The organism is Nocardia sp. NPDC050435 (genome assembly GCF_040655395.1).
GTDB lineage: Bacteria > Actinomycetota > Actinomycetes > Mycobacteriales > Mycobacteriaceae > Nocardia.
This window is the reverse complement of record NZ_JBFAJW010000006.1, coordinates 124380-141027: the sequence shown is the minus strand read 5'-3', so window position 1 is coordinate 141027 and position 16648 is coordinate 124380. Positions and strand designations below refer to the sequence as shown.

Sequence of the window (16648 nt, the reverse complement as noted above, 5' to 3'; positions counted from 1 at the left end):
GAGACAGATAGACTTTTCCTCGCACTGCTGCGCGAGGAGAAGAGTAGGGATGGACCACGGCGTCGAGCTGAAGGAACTGCTGAGCTCCGGCTGCACGCCGGAACAGGCCTGGGCGCTGTTCGACCGGCTGCCCGCCGCCCCGGTCGCCGAGGTGACCACCGGCCGCTGGCGCGGCGAGGAACTCGACACCGGGCACCCGTGGGCCGGCGTGCTCGTCGAATCCGGCTGGTATGGAAAGCAGTTCGACGACGCGGACACCGTCCACCCGCTGCTGTTCGCCGACCCGGCGGGGACGGTGTTCGCCGTCGATCCGCGCCGGGTGCCGCTCGGGCTCGCCGGGCAGGTTCCGCTGCCCGCCATCCGGGCACTGCGGAAGACGCTGCGCTACACCGGATTCGCGCTCCGCACCGGCAAGCCGACGGCCCGGTTGCGCGATGTCGGCTATCGGGGCGTGGTGAGCGCCGCCATGGTCTACGACCACCTGCCGATCATCGATCACTTCCGGCGCGTCGACGCGCACACCCTGCTCGGCGTCATGGACCTACGGGGCCTGACCGAGCCCTACTTCTTCGTGCTGCGCGACTGACGGCGATTCCGGGCGCGCACCCGTCTTCGCCCGGGCTATCCGCGCGCGGACTCGTAAGCTCGGGGGATGGCCGGTTCCTGCGCACGTGTTCGTGCGGCCGGCCGGAACGCCGGACTCGGTGCCCTGGTACGACACCACCTCCTGGCCGGGCCGTCCGCAGCTCGACGCCGCCGGGCTGGTGGATCTGGTGCGGCGGTTGCGGGTGCGGTGTGCGGAATCGCCGTGACCGGTATCCGCTAGCACGTATGTTCGATGTGGCGTACATTCGGGGCCATGTCGACACCGGTGCTGCAAGGATCGCTGCTGGATGGGTTCGGTGCGGTCGAGCTGGGCGGGCTCGGCCGGATCCGCCGGACCGTGCTCGCGCACGGGGCCTGGGTGGATGTGCTGCCGGGGTGGCTGAGCGGGGCGGATGTGCTGTTCGAGCGGCTCGTCGACGGGGTGGCGTGGCAGGCCGAGCGGCGTCCGATGTACGACCGGGTGGTCGATGTGCCACGGCTGCTGCGGTTCTACGGGGAGGGGGAGGCGCTGCCGGATCCGGTGCTGGACGAGGCCCGCGCGGCGCTGAGCGAGCACTACCGTCCCGAGCTCGGTGAGCCGTTCCGCACCGCCGGAATGTGCTACTACCGCGACGGTCGCGACAGCGTCGCCTGGCACGGCGACACCATCGGGCGCGGCTCCACCCACGACACGATGGTCGCCATCGTCTCCGTCGGCGCGCCCCGCGCACTGCTCCTGCGCCCGCGCGGCGGCGGAGAGGCGCTCCGGTACCAGGTCGGCCACGGCGACCTGCTGGTGATGGGCGGGTCGTGTCAGCGCACCTGGGAGCACGCGGTGCCGAAAACCCGCAAGCCGGCCGGGCCGCGCATCAGCATCCAGTTCCGTCCGCGCGGGGTGCGCTGAGCCCGCGCTTGACCTGAACATTCGTTGAGGTACAAAGCTGTCGGTCATGAGTACAACAGCTTTCGAAGCCCCCACGGTCAGCGACACCACCGTCGAGCACACCGCGGACCGCGCCGCCATCGAGCAGATCGTGCGCGACACCGAAACCGCCTACAACACCAATGACGCCGAATTGCTGACCAGCCCCTTCACCGCCAACGCGGCGGTGGTCAACGCGGTCGGCATACTCATGACGGGGCGTGCGGCCCTGCTCGAGGCCAACCGCGCGGGGCTGGCGGGATTTCTGAAGAACGAGTACGTGCGCTATGACGTCGCCGACATCACCTTCCTGCGGCCCGATGTCGCCATCGCTCACAAACTCGCCCGCGCCACCACGGCCGACGGGACGCTGATCGATCAGGAGCCCGCCATGATCGCCCTGTACGCGCTGGTCAAAGAGCGCGGAAAGTGGTGGACCGCGGCCCGGCAGAACACCCTGATCCCGCGCTGAGTGACCGACCGCCGGGAATTCCTCCCGGCGGTCCGGAGTTCCTCCTGCTCGTTCGACCGAATCGGAGGAGTGGTGCAGATGAGTACGTCGTTCTTGCTCGGTGGCGAGCTGAAGGTTAACCGGATCGGTTACGGCGCAATGCGTTTGGCGGCGGCGCCAGAGCCCGGGCACGAGGCGGGGATGGGGCACATCTGGCGCGCGCCGGTGGATCGGGCGGCCGCGATCGCGGTGCTGCGGGCCGCCGTCGAGTCCGGGGTGAACCTGATCGACACCGCCGACTCCTACGCGCTCGGCGAGAACGAGGAACTGGTCGCCGAGGCGCTGCATCCTTACCGCGGCGACGTGGTGGTCGCGACCAAGGTCGGCGTCGTACGGCCCTCGCCCACCGAGTGGGTGCCGCTGGGGCACCCGGCCTACCTGCGCCAGCAGGCCGAACTGAGCCTGCGCCGGCTCCGCGTCGACCGCCTGGACCTGCTGCAACTGCACCGCCTGGACCCGGCGGTACCGCTGGCCGACCAGATCGGCGCGCTGCACCAGCTGCGCGAGGAGGGCAAGGTCGGCCACATCGGCCTGTCCGAGGTGAGCGTCGACGAGCTGCGCGCGGCGGCGGCGATCACGCCGATCGCCAGCGTGCAGAACATGTACAACCTGGCCGAGCGCGGCCACGAGGCGGTGCTCGAGTACGCCGCCGCGCACGACATCGCGTTCATCCCGTTCTTTCCGGTCGCCGCGGGCGAGCACGCCCGGACCGACGGCCCGGTCGCCGCCGTCGCCGCGGAACTCGGCGCGACGACCGCCCAGGTCTACCTGGCCTGGCTGCTCCGCAAATCGCCCGCCACGCTGCCGATTCCGGGCACTACGTCCCTGGCGCACCTGGCCGAGAACATCGCGGCCGCCGCGCTCGAGCTGTCCGACGACCAGTTCGAGCGCCTCGCCGCGGTGGCCCCGATCTGAGCGCGCGCCGTCACGACCGTGCGCCGGGGTAGCGCCGCCGCACGGTCGTGCTGGGCGACCGGATTCGGCGTTCCGGCTCCGAATCCGTCTGCCCGCCCACGCCGCGAATTTCCGGGCCGAGCGTGCGGGAGAACACAATCGGGGGTGCGGAATTAGGGGCGCGCCGGGGGTGGTGTCCCAGATAGATTGGGCGTATGAGCAATCCTGGGGCGGGGGTCTTGGCCGTGATGCCGCTGCACACGATCAGCGAGGTCTATGGCGAGTCCGGGCTGCGCGAACGGTTACTGCTGGAGATCGCCGAGCTGCCCGACGCGGAGCGGCTCACCGAGGCCCTGGAGCTGGCCTCCGAGCTGCACGGTTCCGATCGGTACGGCCGCGAGCCGTATCTCAATCATCTACTGCGGGTGGCGATCCGGATCATCAGCCACTACGAGGTCCGCGATCCCGACGTCGTGGTGGCGGGCCTGCTGCACGACTCGGTGGAGGACCATCCCCGGGAACTGGCGGGCAAGCATCCCGGCACGCCCACCGACGCCGCGCTCACCGAACTCGCCCGCCGCTTCGGCATCCGCGTCGCCGATATCGTTGCCGCCGTGACCAATCCGGCCCCCGATCCGCGGCTGGACCGGCACGAGCAGTACCGCGAGCACGTCGCCACGAACCTGGACCGCGCCCCGTGGGCCCGGGTGGTGAAGCTGTCCGACTTCACCGACAACGGCGTCGGCATCCTGTATTCCACCGGCACCCACATGCGCAAGCTCGCCAGCAAATACCGCCCGCTCACCGACGTGTACCGCGAACTGGTCGCCCGGCCCGACACGCCGCTGGCCGAGCACGTCAAGCAGCACATCCTGGACCAGCTCGACCGCGCGGACGAGCGTTTCGAAGCCATTCTCGCGCGGGACTGACCGAGCGCGCGCGACCGGCATAAGCTGGCGCGCATGGCGATCAAGAACGACATCCAGCGTCTGATCATGAATGTCAGCGCGGCGGTCTACCGGCGCAGCGGCGGGAAACTGCTCGGCTCGGTCAAGGGCGCACCCGTGCTGATCCTGAGCACCGTCGGCCGCAAGACCGGCAAGACCCGCACCACCCCGGTGCTGTATCTGCAGGACGGCGCCCGCTACCTGGTGGTCGGCTCCTACGCGGGCGCGCCCACCGATCCGGCCTGGGTGCACAACCTGCGCGCCCAACCGGCCGCCGAGATCACGGTGGGCGAGCAGACCTTTCCCGTCACCGCCACCGAATTGACGGCCGCCGAGGCGGAACCGCTGTGGCCCCGCCTCGACGCCATGTACGCCGGCTACGCCGATTATCGCACCAAGACCGATCGCGCCTTCCCGGTCTTCGCGCTCACCCGACGGTGACGTCCTCGCTGAGGAACCCGCCGGATTGGTGCCGCCACAACTTCGCGTAAACGCCGTCCGCACGCAGCAATTCGGTGTGCGATCCCTGCTCCAGCACGGTGCCGCGATCGAGCACGACCAGTTGGTCCATGCTCGCCACCGTGCTGAGCCGGTGCGCCACCACCAGTGCGGTGCGCCCGGCCATGAGCTCCCACAGCGCCTGCTGCACCAGCAGTTCGCCCTCCGAGTCCAGCGCGCTGGTGGCCTCGTCGAGGATCAGGATCGGCGCGTCCCGCAGGATGGCGCGGGCCAGCGCGACCCGCTGGCGTTGTCCGCCGGACAGTTTCACCCCGCGTTCGCCGACCAGCGTCGACAATCCCTCGGGCAGGCTGTCGGCGAACTCGGTGACGTGCGCGGCCTCGGCCGCGCGCCGCACCTCGGCGTCGGTGGCCTCCGGACGGGCGAAGCGGATGTTCTCGCGCAGCGAGCGGTGGAACATGGCCGGGTCCTGTGGCACGTAGGACAGCATCCCGCGCAGGTCGGCCTGCTTCAGCCGGGAGATGTCCTGGCCGCCGATGCTGATGGTGCCGCCCTGGATGTCGGTCATGCGCAGCAGCAACTGGGTGATGGTGGTCTTGCCGCCGCCGGAGCGGCCGACCAGCCCCATCCGGGTGCCGGGCGGCACCTCCAGATCCAACCCGGTGAACAGCGGTTTCGCGCCCGGATAGGTGAAGTCGACCTGGCTGAAGCGCACCCCGTAGTCGGTGGGCCGCAGCGCCAGCGGCCGTTCCGGCTCGGTGATCAGCGGCGGGTCGAGCAGCAGCTCGGTGAACTGCGCGGCCTCGGTGATCGCGCTCTCCAGCCGCCGATAGATCTGGTTGAACCGGAACATGATGCCGGTGGCGTTCCAGAAATAGGTGAACGCGACGATGATCACCTCGATCCCGGCCCCGTTGCTGACCAGCCGCACCGCCAGCAGCAGCCCGAGCACGTTGGTGAGCACGAACAGCGGCGCGACCACGAGATCGATCCGCAGGTTGCCGTAATCCCAGGAGCGCAGGGCTTTGCGGCGCTGGTCGGCGACCCGCCGCCGATGCTCGGCCGCCTCCTGCGGCTCGGCGGCGAAGGCGCGCACCGAGTGCATGTTGGACACGCTGTCGGCGACGTGCCCGGCCACCAGCGCGATCGCGGCTTCGCGCGCGTCCACCAGTTTCTGACGCCGGCGCACCAGCGGCGTGATCAGCACGCCGGTCAGCACGATCAGGCCGAGCATCGCGACGACCAGCAACGGGTCGTAGCGCCACAGCACGAAGGCCGCGAAACCGACCGGAACCAGGAACGCGCACACCTCGAAGACCAGCGTGTCGACGAATTCCTCGAAGCGCGAGGCGAAACTCAACGCCCGTTTGGTGAGCGATCCGGCGAAATTGTCGTGGAAGAACGCGGCGTCCCGGACGAGCAGCTCGTCCATCGCCGTCACGTACAGGCTCTCGATGCCGTAGGCGTCGGTCCGGTTCAAGCAGTGGATGCCCAAGCGCCAGCACACTTCCGAGCACACGAGCAGCCCCGCGACGCCCAGCACGTACGGCGCCAGCTGCGCCGCGTCGACGTGCCCGGTGGCGGCGATGCGGCCCACCATGGCCGCGACCACGAGCGGGGCCAGATACAACTGGCAGATATTGCCCAATGCGGGCGACAGCAGCGCCGGCACCGCGAACTGCGGGCGGCGTCGCAATTCCTTTCCGTAGTAATGCAGTACGAGCCTGACAGCGGATCTCCGGGCGGCCATGCGCCTCCTTCTCGAATCGGGTTCGAGCAGCCCTCGGCCGTCCCGGGACAGCGCTGGTCCGGGACGAACGGAAAGGGGATGGAGTAGTCATGGTGCCCCGGCCGCCGGGGCGGGGCCAATGATTTTAGGCGTCGAGATCGATGCGCACGGTCAGCATGTCGGTGCCGACCAGCCGGACCATGGTGCTGTTGTAGCGGGGGAGGCTCCGCAGGCGGGCGCGGGCGTCGTCCGCGGGAAGCAGGTGCGCGGTGCCGGTGTACCAGCGGCCCCGGTCGCGCAGCCGAACCCGATTGTCGGCCTTGATGTTCCGGATGTACTGCGAGCGTTCGCCGTATTCCGACACCAGCCAGAACTCGCGCCCCACCCGGCGGCCCCCGATCGGGGTGACACGCGGCTGCCCGCTGACCCGCCCCGTGGTCTCCAGCAACTGCTGCGCGGGCACCCGCCGGATGAGCGGATTCCAGATCCGGCGCTGCAGCGTGGTGACCACCCGATGCTGAATATCGTCCTTGCTCGGCACATTTCGACGGTAGCACCCCGGGAACACCCGCGCGCCGCACCGGAAACAAGCCCCCCGTCACGGTGCGCGCACGACGGATTCGACCAGTTCACGCATGGCTGCCAGCAGACGATCGGCGGCTCCGGCGCGCACCAGCTGAGGGACGAGCTCGCCGCCGAGGGGCGCGAGCAGGAGCGCTCCGACGGTCTCGGCGTCCAGGTCGGGCCGGGCCTCGCGCAGCAGCGCGGTGATGTGCGCGGCCCAGAAGCCGTGGAACTCTTCGCGTTGCGGGTGCGGCGGCACGGCGGAGTAGGCGACGACGAGTTCGACGTTGTCGATGACCAGGTGGGTCATCGCCTCGAAGTACGCGATCAGGCGGTCGGCGGCGGGTGCGCCCGGGCCCAGTGGGGGCGGACCGTCGCCGACGGCGGCCATCAGGGTGCGCGCCGGGTCGGCGATCAGTTCGTGCAGGAGTCCGGCGCGGCTGCCGAAGCGGTGGAAGATGGTGCCTTTGCCGACGCCCGCGGCGGCCGCGACCCGGTCCATGGTGACGCCCTCGGCACCGTGCTCGGCCAGCAGGGCCTTGGTGGCGTCGAGGATGGCGCGCCGGTTGCGTGCGGCGTCGGCCCGTTCCCTGGGCGGTCCGTCGGACATCTGTTGCGCTCCTTCAACGGCATTGCGCCGCACCGGCATTGACAAGTTGACCGGCGGTCCATATCGTCGGGATAATTGGACCGCTAGTCAACTTATGGAGTTCTCGATGAAGGCAATCGTAATGACGGCCACCGGTGGGCCCGAGGTGCTGGTCGCGCGCGAGGTGTCCGCGCCCCGGCCCGGGGCGGGTGAGGTGATCGTGCGCGCCGAGGCCGTACCCGTGCTGTTCCCGGAGACCAAGCTGCGCTCGGGTGAGTTCCCGAGCCCGGTCGCGCCGCCCGCGGTGTTCGGCTTCCAGGCGGTCGGCACCGTCACCGAGGTCGGCGCCGGCGCGGACCCGGGTCTGCTCGGCCGCCGCGTCGGGGTGGACGCCCAGGGCGGTTCCTACGCCGAATACGTCTGCGCCCCGGCCGCTTCCGCGACCCCGCTGCCCGAGGGCCTGTCCGCCGTCGACGCCGCCGCGGTGCTGATGAGCGGCTCGGTCGCGCTGGCGCTGTGGGAAGCGGCCGCCTGCGCCGGGTCGGAAACGGTGCTGATCGAAGCGGCGGCCACCGGTGTCGGGGCCGCGCTCACCCAGCTCGCCGAAGCCCATGGCGCGGCGCGTGTACTCGCGACGGCGGGTGGCCCCGCCAAGATCGCGCACGCGCGCAAGCTGGGAGCCGACGAGGTGGTCGATCACACCGATCCGGACTGGGCGGCACGATTGCGCGAAATCCTCGGCGCTGCCACCGTGGACATCGTCTTCGACTCGATCGGCGGTCCGTCGGCCGCACCCCTGCTCGACCTGATGACGCCGCTGCGTGGCCGCATGCTCAGCTACGGGTACCTCTCCGGCGCACCTGCTCAGCTCACCGCGGCGGACTTGATCTTCCGCGGCCTCACCCTGGTCGGCTGCGCCGGACCGCACTGGCTGGCCCGTGTCGCACAGCTTCGGGCCGCCGCCTTGACGCACGCGGCTGCGGGCACCCTCGCGCCACGGGTCGAGGAGATTCTCCCGCTCGAGCAGGCGGCCGAAGCCCATCGGCGCCTGGAAAGCCGCACGCCGCTGGGCGCGTTCGTCCTACGGCCGTAGAAACGAAACAGCCCACCGCCGGGGCGGTGGGCCGACAGTGAGGCCGCGGGCGGGTTGGCGCCCGCGGCCGCCGGATCAGAAGATGCCGGGGTCGGGGTTGTAGCCGAAGAAGCCGAAGAACAAAGCCAAGAAATCCATTTCATCCCATCCTGCGGTTGAACGACGCGCAATGTTAGCGCGCCGGGCGGGCTATCGCGGCCGGAATTCCGGTGACCGGATGGTTGTGCACCGCAACGGAACTCGCGGTCGGGTTTGCGGGGCCCGGAGCTAGCGCGTGGCAAGCGCGGCGGCGCGCGGGCCGCCCGCGGCCGCGTGGCGCGGCTCACAGGCCGCCGCGTGGCACCGCTCACACCGGATATGCCTGGTGAAAGCACGGATTGGCACGCTGTTAGGCTGCTACCCGTAAGACATCCTTTAACGGACCGTTCAGTGAGGCGGGGAAGGAGGTCGGCATGGCTGTGCCTGGAGATCGGGCGGCCAAGTCCGGCGAGCAATCGCAGAGGCATACCCCGGAATGGGTGGCGGCGGGGCGCGAGCTGCTGTCGCCGTCCGATGTCAGCCGGACCATCGCGCGCATCGCGCATCAGATCATCGAGAAGACCGCGCTGGACTCCGACGACCGGCCCGCCCCGCGGGTGGTCCTGATCGGCATCCCGACCCGCGGCACCACCCTGGCCGCGCGGCTTACCGAGAAGATCGAGGAATTCTCCGGTGTCCGCCCCGCGCTCGGCTCCCTCGACATCACCCTCTACCGCGACGACCTGCGGACCCGCCCGCATCGCCCGCTGGAGCGCACCTCGGTGCCCGAGGGCGGTATCGAGGACGCGCTGGTCGTGCTGGTCGACGACGTGCTGTTCTCCGGCCGCACCGTGCGCTCGGCCCTGGACGGCCTGCGCGACCTGGGCCGCCCGCGCGCGGTCCAGCTGGCGGTGCTGATCGACCGCGGCCACCGCGAACTCCCGATCCGCGCCGACTTCGTCGGCAAGAACGTCCCCACCTCCCGCTCGGAGGACATCTCCGTACTGCTCGCCGAACACGACGGCCGCGACGGCGTCTACCTGCATCAGGAGGCCGACGCGTGAAGCATCTGTTGAGTGTCGGGGATCTGTCCCGCGCCAACGCCGTCGAACTGCTCGACGAGGCCGAACGCTTCGAGCAGGCGCTGCTGGGCCGCGAGGTGCACAAGCTGCCGACCCTGCGCGGCCGCACCGTGATGACGGTCTTCTACGAGAACTCCACCCGCACCCGCGTCTCCTTCGAGGTCGCCGGCAAGTGGATGAGCGCCGACGTGATCAACGTCAGCGCGAGCTCCTCCTCGGTCTCCAAGGGTGAATCGCTGCGCGACACCGCCCTGACCCTGCACGCGGCCGGCGCCGACGCGCTGATCGTGCGGCATCCCGCCTCGGGCGCCGCCCATCAGATCGCGCGCTGGATGGACGCCTGGGCCGCCCAGGAGAACCGGCCGGGCCCGGCGATCATCAACGCGGGCGACGGCACGCACCAGCACCCCACCCAGGCTCTGCTCGACGCGCTCACCCTGCGCCAGCGGCTCGGCGACATCGAGGGCAAGCGGGTCGTGATCGTCGGCGACATCCTGCACAGCCGGGTGGCCCGCTCCAACGTCTTCCTGCTGGCCACCCTCGGCGCCGAGGTCACCCTGGTGGCCCCGCGCACGCTGCTGCCGGTCGGCGTCGAGACCTGGCCGTGCCGGGTGACGCACACCCTGGACGCCGAACTGCCCGGCGCCGACGCGGTGATGATGCTGCGGGTGCAGCAGGAGCGGATGAACCGCGGCTTCTTCCCGTCGCCGCGCGAGTACTCGGTCAACTACGGGCTCAGCGAGCGCCGGATGGCGCTGCTCGACGAGCACACCGTGGTGCTGCATCCCGGCCCGATGCTGCGCGGTATGGAAATCGCTCCCGGCGTTGCGGATTCGGACCGCGCCGCGATCCTGCAGCAGGTCACCAACGGCGTGCACCTGCGCATGGCGGTGCTGTTCCGGCTGCTGGTCGGCACCCAGGAGGCGGTCGCATGAGTCAGAAAGGTGGTGCCGTGGAACTGGTCATCAAGGGCGTGCGCCCGTACGGCGAGGGCGATCCGGTCGAGGTGCTGGTGCGCGACGGCGTGATCGCCGAGATCGGTTCCGACCTGCGGATTTCCGAGGACGCGGAGGTCATCGACGCGGCGGGGCAGATCCTGCTGCCCGGCTTCGTGGACCTGCACACGCATCTGCGCGAGCCCGGCCGCGAGGACACCGAGACCATCGAAACCGGTTCCGCCGCGGCGGCGCTCGGCGGGTACACCGCGGTCTTCGCCATGGCCAACACCAACCCGGTCGCCGATTCACACGTGGTCACCGACCACGTGTGGCGGCGCGGCCAGGAGGTCGGCCTGGTCGATGTCTATCCGGTCGGCGCGGTCACGGTCGGTCTGAAGGGCAAGCAACTGGCCGAGATGGGCACCATGGCGGCCGGCGTCGGCGCCGTGCGCCTGTTCTCCGACGACGGCCACTGCGTCTACGACCCGCTGATCATGCGCCGCGCGCTGGAGTACGCGACCTCGCTGGGCGTGCTGATCGCCCAGCACGCGGAGGAACCCCGGCTCACCGAGGGCGCGGTGGCGCACGAGGGCCCGAACGCCGCCCGGCTGGGCCTGGCGGGCTGGCCGCGGGCCGCCGAGGAGTCCATCGTGGCCCGCGACGCGCTGCTCGCCCGGGACGCGAAGGCACGCGTGCACATCTGCCACGCCTCCACCGCGGGCACCGTCGAGTTGGTGAAATGGGCGAAGGCGCAGGGCATTTCGATCACCGCCGAGGTCACGCCGCATCATCTGCTGCTGGACGACTCGCGCCTGGAGACCTACGACGCGGTCAACAAGGTGAACCCGCCGCTGCGCGAGGCCTCCGACGCGGCCGCGCTGCGCCAGGCCCTGGCCGACGGCGTCATCGACTGTGTCGCCACCGACCACGCCCCGCACGCCGAGCAGGACAAGTGCTGCGAGTTCTCGGTGGCCCGGCCGGGCATGCTCGGCCTGGAGACGGCGCTGTCGATCATCGTGCAGACGATGGTGCGCCCGGGCCTGCTGGACTGGCGCGGCGTCGCGCGGGTGATGAGCGAGCGGCCCGCCGCGATCGTCGGCCTCGACGAGCACGGCCGCCCGATCGAGGTCGGCGAGCCCGCCAACCTCACCCTCGTCGACCCGGACGCCGAGTGGACGGTCCGGGCGCGCGAGCTGGCGAGCATCTCGAACAACACCCCGTTCGAGGACATGACGTTCCCGGCGAAGGTGACGGCGACGGTGCTGCGCGGCCGGGTGACGGCTCGGGACGGGAAGGCTGTGCGCTAGATGGAAAGAACACTGTGGGTAGTCGGCTGCCTGGTGCTGTTCGCACTGGGCGTGTGGCTGATGTACCGGGGCTGGCAGAACCGCGCGGCCCGGCAGGCGGACCGCATCGGCGCGCTGCCGCAGGTGCCCGCCGACCTCGGCGCGCAGGTGCTCGAACCGACCACCGGCCTCTACCTGGGCAGCACCTTCGCGCCCAGCTGGCAGGACCGGATCGCGGTGGGGGACCTGGGTTTCCGGGCCACCGCGGAACTGACCCGGTTCGAGCGCGGAATCCTGCTCGAACGCGACGGCACGACGGCGCTGTGGATTCCGCAGGAGTCCATCACCGCCGTGCGGACCGAGCGCGGGCACGCAGGCAAGGTAATGACACAAGACGGAGTGCTGGTAATTCGCTGGACGCTGCCGACCGGAACCGAGATCGATACCGGTTTCCGAGGTGACGACAAGACGGTGTATCCGGCGTGGACCGAGCAGAAGTTGACGGGAGACGACGAATGATTACTGCATCGCGCAGCGATTCCGTGGGGGGCGGCGGTCGGGCGACGGGTGGGCCGACGAAGCAAGAAGCTGCCGCGCTCGTGCTGGAGGACGGCCGCGTGTTCCGCGGATCCGCCTACGGCGCGGTGGGCGAGACCCTGGGCGAGGCGGTGTTCTGCACCGCGATGACCGGCTACCAGGAGACCCTGACCGATCCCAGCTACCACCGCCAGATCGTGGTGGCCGCGGCCCCGCAGATCGGCAACACCGGCTGGAACGACGAGGACGACGAGTCCGGCAAGATCTGGGTCGCCGGCTACGTCGTGCGCGACCCGGCCCGCCGCGCCTCCAACTGGCGCGCCACCACCACGCTGCCGGAGGCGATGCAGCGGCAGAACGTGGTCGGCATCGCCGGCGTCGACACCCGCGCCCTGGTCCGCCACCTGCGCACCCGCGGCTCGATGAAGGCGGGCATCTTCTCCGGCCCGGCGCTGGCCGCCGACGATCAGCTGCTCGCCCGGGTCGCCAACCAGCCCTCGATGCTCGGCGCGGACCTGGCCGACGAGGTCAGCACGAACGAGGTCTACACCATCGACCCGGTCGGCGAGCACCGCTTCACCGTGGTCGCGGTCGACCTGGGCATCAAGACCAACACCCCGCGCATGTTCGCCGAGCGCGGCATGCGGGTGCACGTGGTCCCGTCCAACGTCACCCTGGACCAGATCAAGGAACTGAACCCGGACGGCGTCTTCCTCTCCAACGGCCCGGGCGACCCGGCCACCCAGGACGGCGCGGTCGCGCTGACCCAGGGCATCCTCGGCGAGGGCCTGCCGCTGTTCGGCATCTGCTTCGGCAACCAGATCCTGGGCCGGGCGCTGGGCCGCAGCACCTACAAGATGAAGTTCGGCCACCGCGGCATCAACATCCCGGTCGTCGAGCACGGCACCGGCCGCATCTCCATCACCGCGCAGAACCACGGCTTCGCCCTGGAGGGCGAGCGGGGCGAGCAGTTCGACACCCCCTTCGGCAAGGCCGAGGTCAGCCACGTCTGCGCCAACGACGGCACCGTCGAGGGCGTGCAGCTGGTCGACGGCCGCGCGTTCTCCGTGCAGTACCACCCGGAGGCCGCCGCCGGCCCCCACGACGCCGCTTATCTCTTCGACCGTTTCGCCGGTCTCATGGAAGGAGCCTGATGCCACGCCGCGAGGATCTGAAGCACATCCTGGTGATCGGCTCGGGCCCGATCGTCATCGGCCAGGCCTGTGAGTTCGACTATTCCGGTACCCAGGCGTGCCGGGTGCTGAAGTCCGAGGGCCTGCAGGTTTCGCTGGTCAACTCGAACCCGGCCACCATCATGACCGACCCCGAGTTCGCCGACTCGACCTATGTCGAGCCGATCACCTGGGAGTTCGTCGAGAAGGTCATCGCCAAGGAGCAGCCGGACGCGATCCTGGCCACCCTGGGCGGGCAGACCGCGCTCAATTGCGCTGTCGCGCTGCACGAGCACGGCATCCTGGAGAAGTACGACGTCGAGCTGATCGGCGCCGACTTCGAGGCCATCCAGCGTGGCGAGGACCGGCAGAAGTTCAAGGACATCGTCGCCAAGGTGGGCGGCGAGTCGGCGCGCTCCAAGGTCTGCTTCACCATGGACGAGGTCCGCGAAACCGTTGCCGAGCTGGGCTTCCCGGTGGTCGTGCGCCCGTCGTTCACCATGGGCGGCCTGGGTTCGGGCATGGCCTACAACGAGGAGGATCTCGACCGCATCGCCGGCGGCGGCCTGGCCGCCTCGCCGACCGCGAACGTGCTGATCGAGGAATCCATCCTGGGCTGGAAGGAATTCGAGCTCGAGCTCATGCGCGACCGCAACGACAATGTGGTCATCGTCTGCTCGATCGAGAACGTGGACCCGATGGGCGTGCACACCGGTGACTCGGTCACCGTCGCCCCGGCCATGACCCTCACCGACCGCGAGTACCAGAAGATGCGCGATCTCGGCATCGCCATCCTGCGCGAGGTCGGCGTCGACACCGGCGGCTGCAACATCCAGTTCGCGGTGGACCCGAAGGACGGTCGCCTGATCGTCATCGAGATGAACCCGCGTGTCTCGCGCTCGTCCGCGCTGGCCTCCAAGGCGACCGGCTTCCCGATCGCCAAGATCGCCGCCAAGCTGGCCATCGGCTACACCCTGGACGAGATCGTCAACGACATCACCAAGGAAACCCCGGCCTGCTTCGAGCCCACGCTGGACTACGTGGTCGTCAAGGCGCCGCGGTTCGCGTTCGAGAAGTTCCCGGGCGCCGACGCCACGCTGACCACCACGATGAAGTCGGTCGGCGAGGCGATGTCGCTGGGCCGCAATTTCTCCGAGGCGCTCGGCAAGGTGCTGCGTTCGCTGGAGACCAAGGCCACCGGCTTCTGGACCCAGGACGACGGCGCCTGGGCTCCGGTCGACGGCGACGTGCGCGGCGCGATCGAGAAGATCCTCGAAGATCTGCGCACCCCGACCGAGGGCCGGATCTACCAGGTCGAGCGCGCGCTGCGCTACGGCGCGAGCATCGAAGAGGTCGCCAAGGCCTCGGGCATCGACCCGTGGTTCGTCGCCGAGGTCGCGGCCCTGGTGGAGCTGCGCCAGGAGATCCTCGACGCCCCCGTGCTGGACGAGGAGCTGCTGCGCCGGTCCAAGCACTACGGCCTGTCCGATCGTCAATTGGCCGCGCTACGACCGGAATTGGCGGGCGAGACCGGCGTGCGCGCGCTGCGCCACCGCCTCGGCGTGCGCCCGGTCTACAAGACCGTGGACACCTGCGCGGCCGAGTTCGAGGCCAAGACCCCGTACCACTACTCGGCCTACGAGCTCGATCCCGCCGCGGAGTCCGAGGTGGCGCCGCAGACCGAACGGGACAAGGTGCTGATCCTGGGCTCGGGCCCGAACCGGATCGGCCAGGGCATCGAGTTCGACTACTCGTGTGTGCACGCGGCGCTGACGCTCTCCGAGGCCGGCTACGAGACCGTCATGGTCAACTGCAACCCCGAGACCGTCTCCACCGACTACGACACCGCCGATCGCCTGTATTTCGAGCCGCTCACCTTCGAGGACGTGCTCGAGGTCTACCACGCGGAGAGCGAGTCCGGCACGGTCGTGGGCGTCATCGTGCAGCTCGGCGGCCAGACGCCGCTGGGCCTGGCCCAGCGCCTGACCGACGCCGGCGTGCCGGTGGTCGGCACCAGCGCGGCCGCCATCGACCTGGCCGAGGACCGCGGCGAGTTCGGCGACGTGCTGGTGGCGGCGGGCCTGCCCGCGCCCAAGTACGGCACCGCCACCACCTTCGCCCAGGCCAAGAAGATCGCCGCCGCCATCGGCTACCCGGTGCTGGTCCGCCCGTCCTACGTGCTGGGCGGGCGCGGCATGGAGATCGTCTACGACGAGAAGTCGCTCGAAGGCTACATCTCCCGCGCCACCGAGATCAGCCCGGATCGCCCGGTGCTGATCGACCGGTTCCTGGAGGACGCGATCGAGATCGACGTCGACGCGCTCTGCGACGGCGAGGAGGTCTACCTCGGCGGCGTGATGGAGCACATCGAGGAGGCGGGCATCCACTCCGGCGACTCGGCCTGCGCGCTCCCCCCGATCACCCTGGGCCGCAGTGACATCGAGGCCGTGCGGCGCTCCACCGTCGCGCTGGCCAAGGGCATCGGCGTCAAGGGCCTGCTCAACGTGCAGTACGCGCTCAAGGACGACGTGCTCTACGTGCTGGAGGCGAATCCGCGTGCCAGCCGTACGGTTCCGTTCGTCTCCAAGGCCACCGCGGTGCCGCTGGCCAAGGCGGCGGCGCGAATCACCATGGGCGCCACCATCGCCGAGCTGCGCAAGGAGGGCATGCTGCCCGCCGAGGGCGACGGCGGGCACGTCCCGTTCGACGCGCCGGTCGCGGTGAAGGAAGCCGTGCTGCCCTTCCACCGATTCCGGCGCGCGGACGGCAGCGGCGTGGATTCGCTGCTGTCGCCGGAGATGAAGTCGACCGGCGAGGTCATGGGCATCGACGCCGACTTCGGCACCGCCTTCGCCAAATCGCAGGCCGCGGCCTACGGTTCGCTGCCCACCGAGGGCTCGGTGTTCGTCTCCATCGCCAACCGCGACAAGCGCGCCATGGTGTTCCCGGTCAAGCGCCTGCACGATCTGGGCTTCCGGATCCTGGCCACCGAGGGCACCGCGGAGATGCTGCGGCGCAATGGGATTCCGTGCGAGCAGGTACGTAAACACTCCGAAGACGCTCCGGTCGATCAGCCGACCATCGTGGAGATGATCCGCGACGGCGAGGTCGACATGGTGTTCAACACCCCGTACGGCAACTCGGGTCCGCGTGTGGACGGCTACGAGATCCGCACCGCCGCGGTGGGCGCGAACATCCCGTGCATCACCACCGTGCAGGGCGCGGCCGCGGCCGTCCAGGGCATCGAGGCCGAGATCAACGGCGGCATCGGCGTGCGGTCCCTGCAGGAGCTGCACTCCAAGCTGCGCGGCTGACCCCGGCG

General features: G+C 70.1%; 17 protein-coding genes. 14 read left to right on the top strand and 3 right to left on the bottom strand.

Features of this window, described 5'->3' with window-relative positions; genetic code table 11:
* The first annotated feature begins 49 nt into the window (after positions 1-49).
* From AB0I43_RS20000 to AB0I43_RS19970, 7 genes are all read left to right on the top strand, one after another.
* Positions 50-586, top strand: a complete 537-nt coding sequence (locus AB0I43_RS20000; protein ID WP_356978196.1) for a DUF4334 domain-containing protein — start codon at positions 50-52, stop codon at positions 584-586.
* 85 nt (positions 587-671) lie between these two features.
* Complete coding sequence (locus tag AB0I43_RS19995) at positions 672-812, top strand: hypothetical protein (RefSeq protein ID WP_356978194.1); 141 nt, start codon at positions 672-674, stop codon at positions 810-812.
* Between the two features lie 47 nt (positions 813-859).
* A complete protein-coding gene (locus AB0I43_RS19990; RefSeq protein WP_356978192.1) occupies positions 860-1489 on the top strand; it encodes an alpha-ketoglutarate-dependent dioxygenase AlkB in 630 nt (209 codons plus the stop codon).
* Between the two features lie 46 nt (positions 1490-1535).
* Complete coding sequence (locus AB0I43_RS19985) at positions 1536-1979, top strand: SgcJ/EcaC family oxidoreductase (RefSeq protein ID WP_356978190.1); 444 nt, start codon at positions 1536-1538, stop codon at positions 1977-1979.
* Between the two features lie 78 nt (positions 1980-2057).
* Positions 2058-2933 (top strand): aldo/keto reductase, encoded by an 876-nt coding sequence (locus AB0I43_RS19980; protein ID WP_356978188.1) that lies wholly within the window; start codon positions 2058-2060, stop codon positions 2931-2933.
* A 194-nt stretch (positions 2934-3127) separates the two neighbouring features.
* On the top strand, positions 3128-3841 hold the full coding sequence (locus tag AB0I43_RS19975) for an HD domain-containing protein (RefSeq protein ID WP_356978186.1): 714 nt from the start codon (positions 3128-3130) through the stop codon (positions 3839-3841).
* A 33-nt stretch (positions 3842-3874) separates the two neighbouring features.
* Positions 3875-4300 carry a nitroreductase family deazaflavin-dependent oxidoreductase gene (locus AB0I43_RS19970; protein WP_356978185.1) on the top strand — a complete coding sequence of 142 codons (426 nt, stop codon included), beginning with the start codon at positions 3875-3877 and terminating at the stop codon, positions 4298-4300.
* Here the strand turns inward: AB0I43_RS19970 and AB0I43_RS19965 are convergent.
* From AB0I43_RS19965 to AB0I43_RS19955, 3 genes are all read right to left on the bottom strand, one after another.
* Positions 4287-6068 carry an ABC transporter ATP-binding protein gene (locus AB0I43_RS19965; RefSeq protein WP_356978183.1) on the bottom strand — a complete coding sequence of 594 codons (1782 nt, stop codon included), beginning with the start codon at positions 6066-6068 and terminating at the stop codon, positions 4287-4289. The genes AB0I43_RS19970 and AB0I43_RS19965 overlap by 14 nt on opposite strands.
* 124 nt (positions 6069-6192) lie before the next feature.
* The gene (locus AB0I43_RS19960; protein WP_356978181.1) at positions 6193-6588 is read right to left on the bottom strand and encodes a nitroreductase/quinone reductase family protein; all 396 of its coding nucleotides are present in this window, start codon (positions 6586-6588) and stop codon (positions 6193-6195) included.
* 57 nt (positions 6589-6645) lie between these two features.
* Positions 6646-7221 carry a helix-turn-helix domain-containing protein gene (locus tag AB0I43_RS19955; protein WP_356978180.1) on the bottom strand — a complete coding sequence of 192 codons (576 nt, stop codon included), beginning with the start codon at positions 7219-7221 and terminating at the stop codon, positions 6646-6648.
* A gap of 106 nt (positions 7222-7327) precedes the next feature.
* Here AB0I43_RS19955 and AB0I43_RS19950 point away from each other — a divergent pair, with 106 nt between their 5' ends.
* The 7 genes from AB0I43_RS19950 (at position 7328) to carB (ending at position 16640) form a co-directional block, all read left to right on the top strand.
* Complete coding sequence (locus tag AB0I43_RS19950) at positions 7328-8293, top strand: zinc-binding dehydrogenase (protein ID WP_356978178.1); 966 nt, start codon at positions 7328-7330, stop codon at positions 8291-8293.
* Positions 8294-8745: 452 nt separating this feature from the next.
* Positions 8746-9375 (top strand): bifunctional pyr operon transcriptional regulator/uracil phosphoribosyltransferase PyrR, encoded by a 630-nt coding sequence (gene pyrR, locus AB0I43_RS19945; protein WP_356978177.1) that lies wholly within the window; start codon positions 8746-8748, stop codon positions 9373-9375.
* On the top strand, positions 9372-10328 hold the full coding sequence (locus AB0I43_RS19940) for an aspartate carbamoyltransferase catalytic subunit (protein ID WP_357432499.1): 957 nt from the start codon (positions 9372-9374) through the stop codon (positions 10326-10328). Before pyrR ends, AB0I43_RS19940 begins: the two co-directional genes overlap by 4 nt.
* Positions 10325-11638: a dihydroorotase gene (locus AB0I43_RS19935; protein ID WP_356978173.1), complete on the top strand. Its 1314-nt coding sequence runs from the start codon at positions 10325-10327 to the stop codon at positions 11636-11638. Before AB0I43_RS19940 ends, AB0I43_RS19935 begins: the two co-directional genes overlap by 4 nt.
* On the top strand, positions 11639-12136 hold the full coding sequence (locus AB0I43_RS19930; protein WP_356978171.1) for a transporter: 498 nt from the start codon (positions 11639-11641) through the stop codon (positions 12134-12136).
* Positions 12137-12159: 23 nt separating this feature from the next.
* The gene (gene carA, locus AB0I43_RS19925) at positions 12160-13308 is read left to right on the top strand and encodes a glutamine-hydrolyzing carbamoyl-phosphate synthase small subunit (protein ID WP_356978261.1); all 1149 of its coding nucleotides are present in this window, start codon (positions 12160-12162) and stop codon (positions 13306-13308) included.
* Positions 13308-16640: a carbamoyl-phosphate synthase large subunit gene (gene carB, locus AB0I43_RS19920; RefSeq protein ID WP_356978169.1), complete on the top strand. Its 3333-nt coding sequence runs from the start codon at positions 13308-13310 to the stop codon at positions 16638-16640. The genes carA and carB overlap by 1 nt, the downstream gene beginning before the upstream one ends.
* Positions 16641-16648: the final 8 nt, after the last annotated feature.

Coding starts and splice junctions, on each gene's coding strand:
- AB0I43_RS19990 (WP_356978192.1), top strand. CDS start 860: ATGTCGACACCGGTGCTGCAAGGATCGCTGCTGGATGGGTTCGGTGCG.
- AB0I43_RS19935 (WP_356978173.1), top strand. CDS start 10,325: ATGAGTCAGAAAGGTGGTGCCGTGGAACTGGTCATCAAGGGCGTGCGC.
- AB0I43_RS19930 (WP_356978171.1), top strand. CDS start 11,639: ATGGAAAGAACACTGTGGGTAGTCGGCTGCCTGGTGCTGTTCGCACTG.
- AB0I43_RS19980 (WP_356978188.1), top strand. CDS start 2,058: ATGAGTACGTCGTTCTTGCTCGGTGGCGAGCTGAAGGTTAACCGGATC.
- AB0I43_RS19985 (WP_356978190.1), top strand. CDS start 1,536: ATGAGTACAACAGCTTTCGAAGCCCCCACGGTCAGCGACACCACCGTC.
- AB0I43_RS19975 (WP_356978186.1), top strand. CDS start 3,128: ATGAGCAATCCTGGGGCGGGGGTCTTGGCCGTGATGCCGCTGCACACG.
- AB0I43_RS19955 (WP_356978180.1), bottom strand. CDS start 7,221: ATGTCCGACGGACCGCCCAGGGAACGGGCCGACGCCGCACGCAACCGG.
- AB0I43_RS20000 (WP_356978196.1), top strand. CDS start 50: ATGGACCACGGCGTCGAGCTGAAGGAACTGCTGAGCTCCGGCTGCACG.
- AB0I43_RS19965 (WP_356978183.1), bottom strand. CDS start 6,068: ATGGCCGCCCGGAGATCCGCTGTCAGGCTCGTACTGCATTACTACGGA.
- pyrR (WP_356978177.1), top strand. CDS start 8,746: ATGGCTGTGCCTGGAGATCGGGCGGCCAAGTCCGGCGAGCAATCGCAG.
- AB0I43_RS19950 (WP_356978178.1), top strand. CDS start 7,328: ATGAAGGCAATCGTAATGACGGCCACCGGTGGGCCCGAGGTGCTGGTC.
- carB (WP_356978169.1), top strand. CDS start 13,308: ATGCCACGCCGCGAGGATCTGAAGCACATCCTGGTGATCGGCTCGGGC.
- AB0I43_RS19970 (WP_356978185.1), top strand. CDS start 3,875: ATGGCGATCAAGAACGACATCCAGCGTCTGATCATGAATGTCAGCGCG.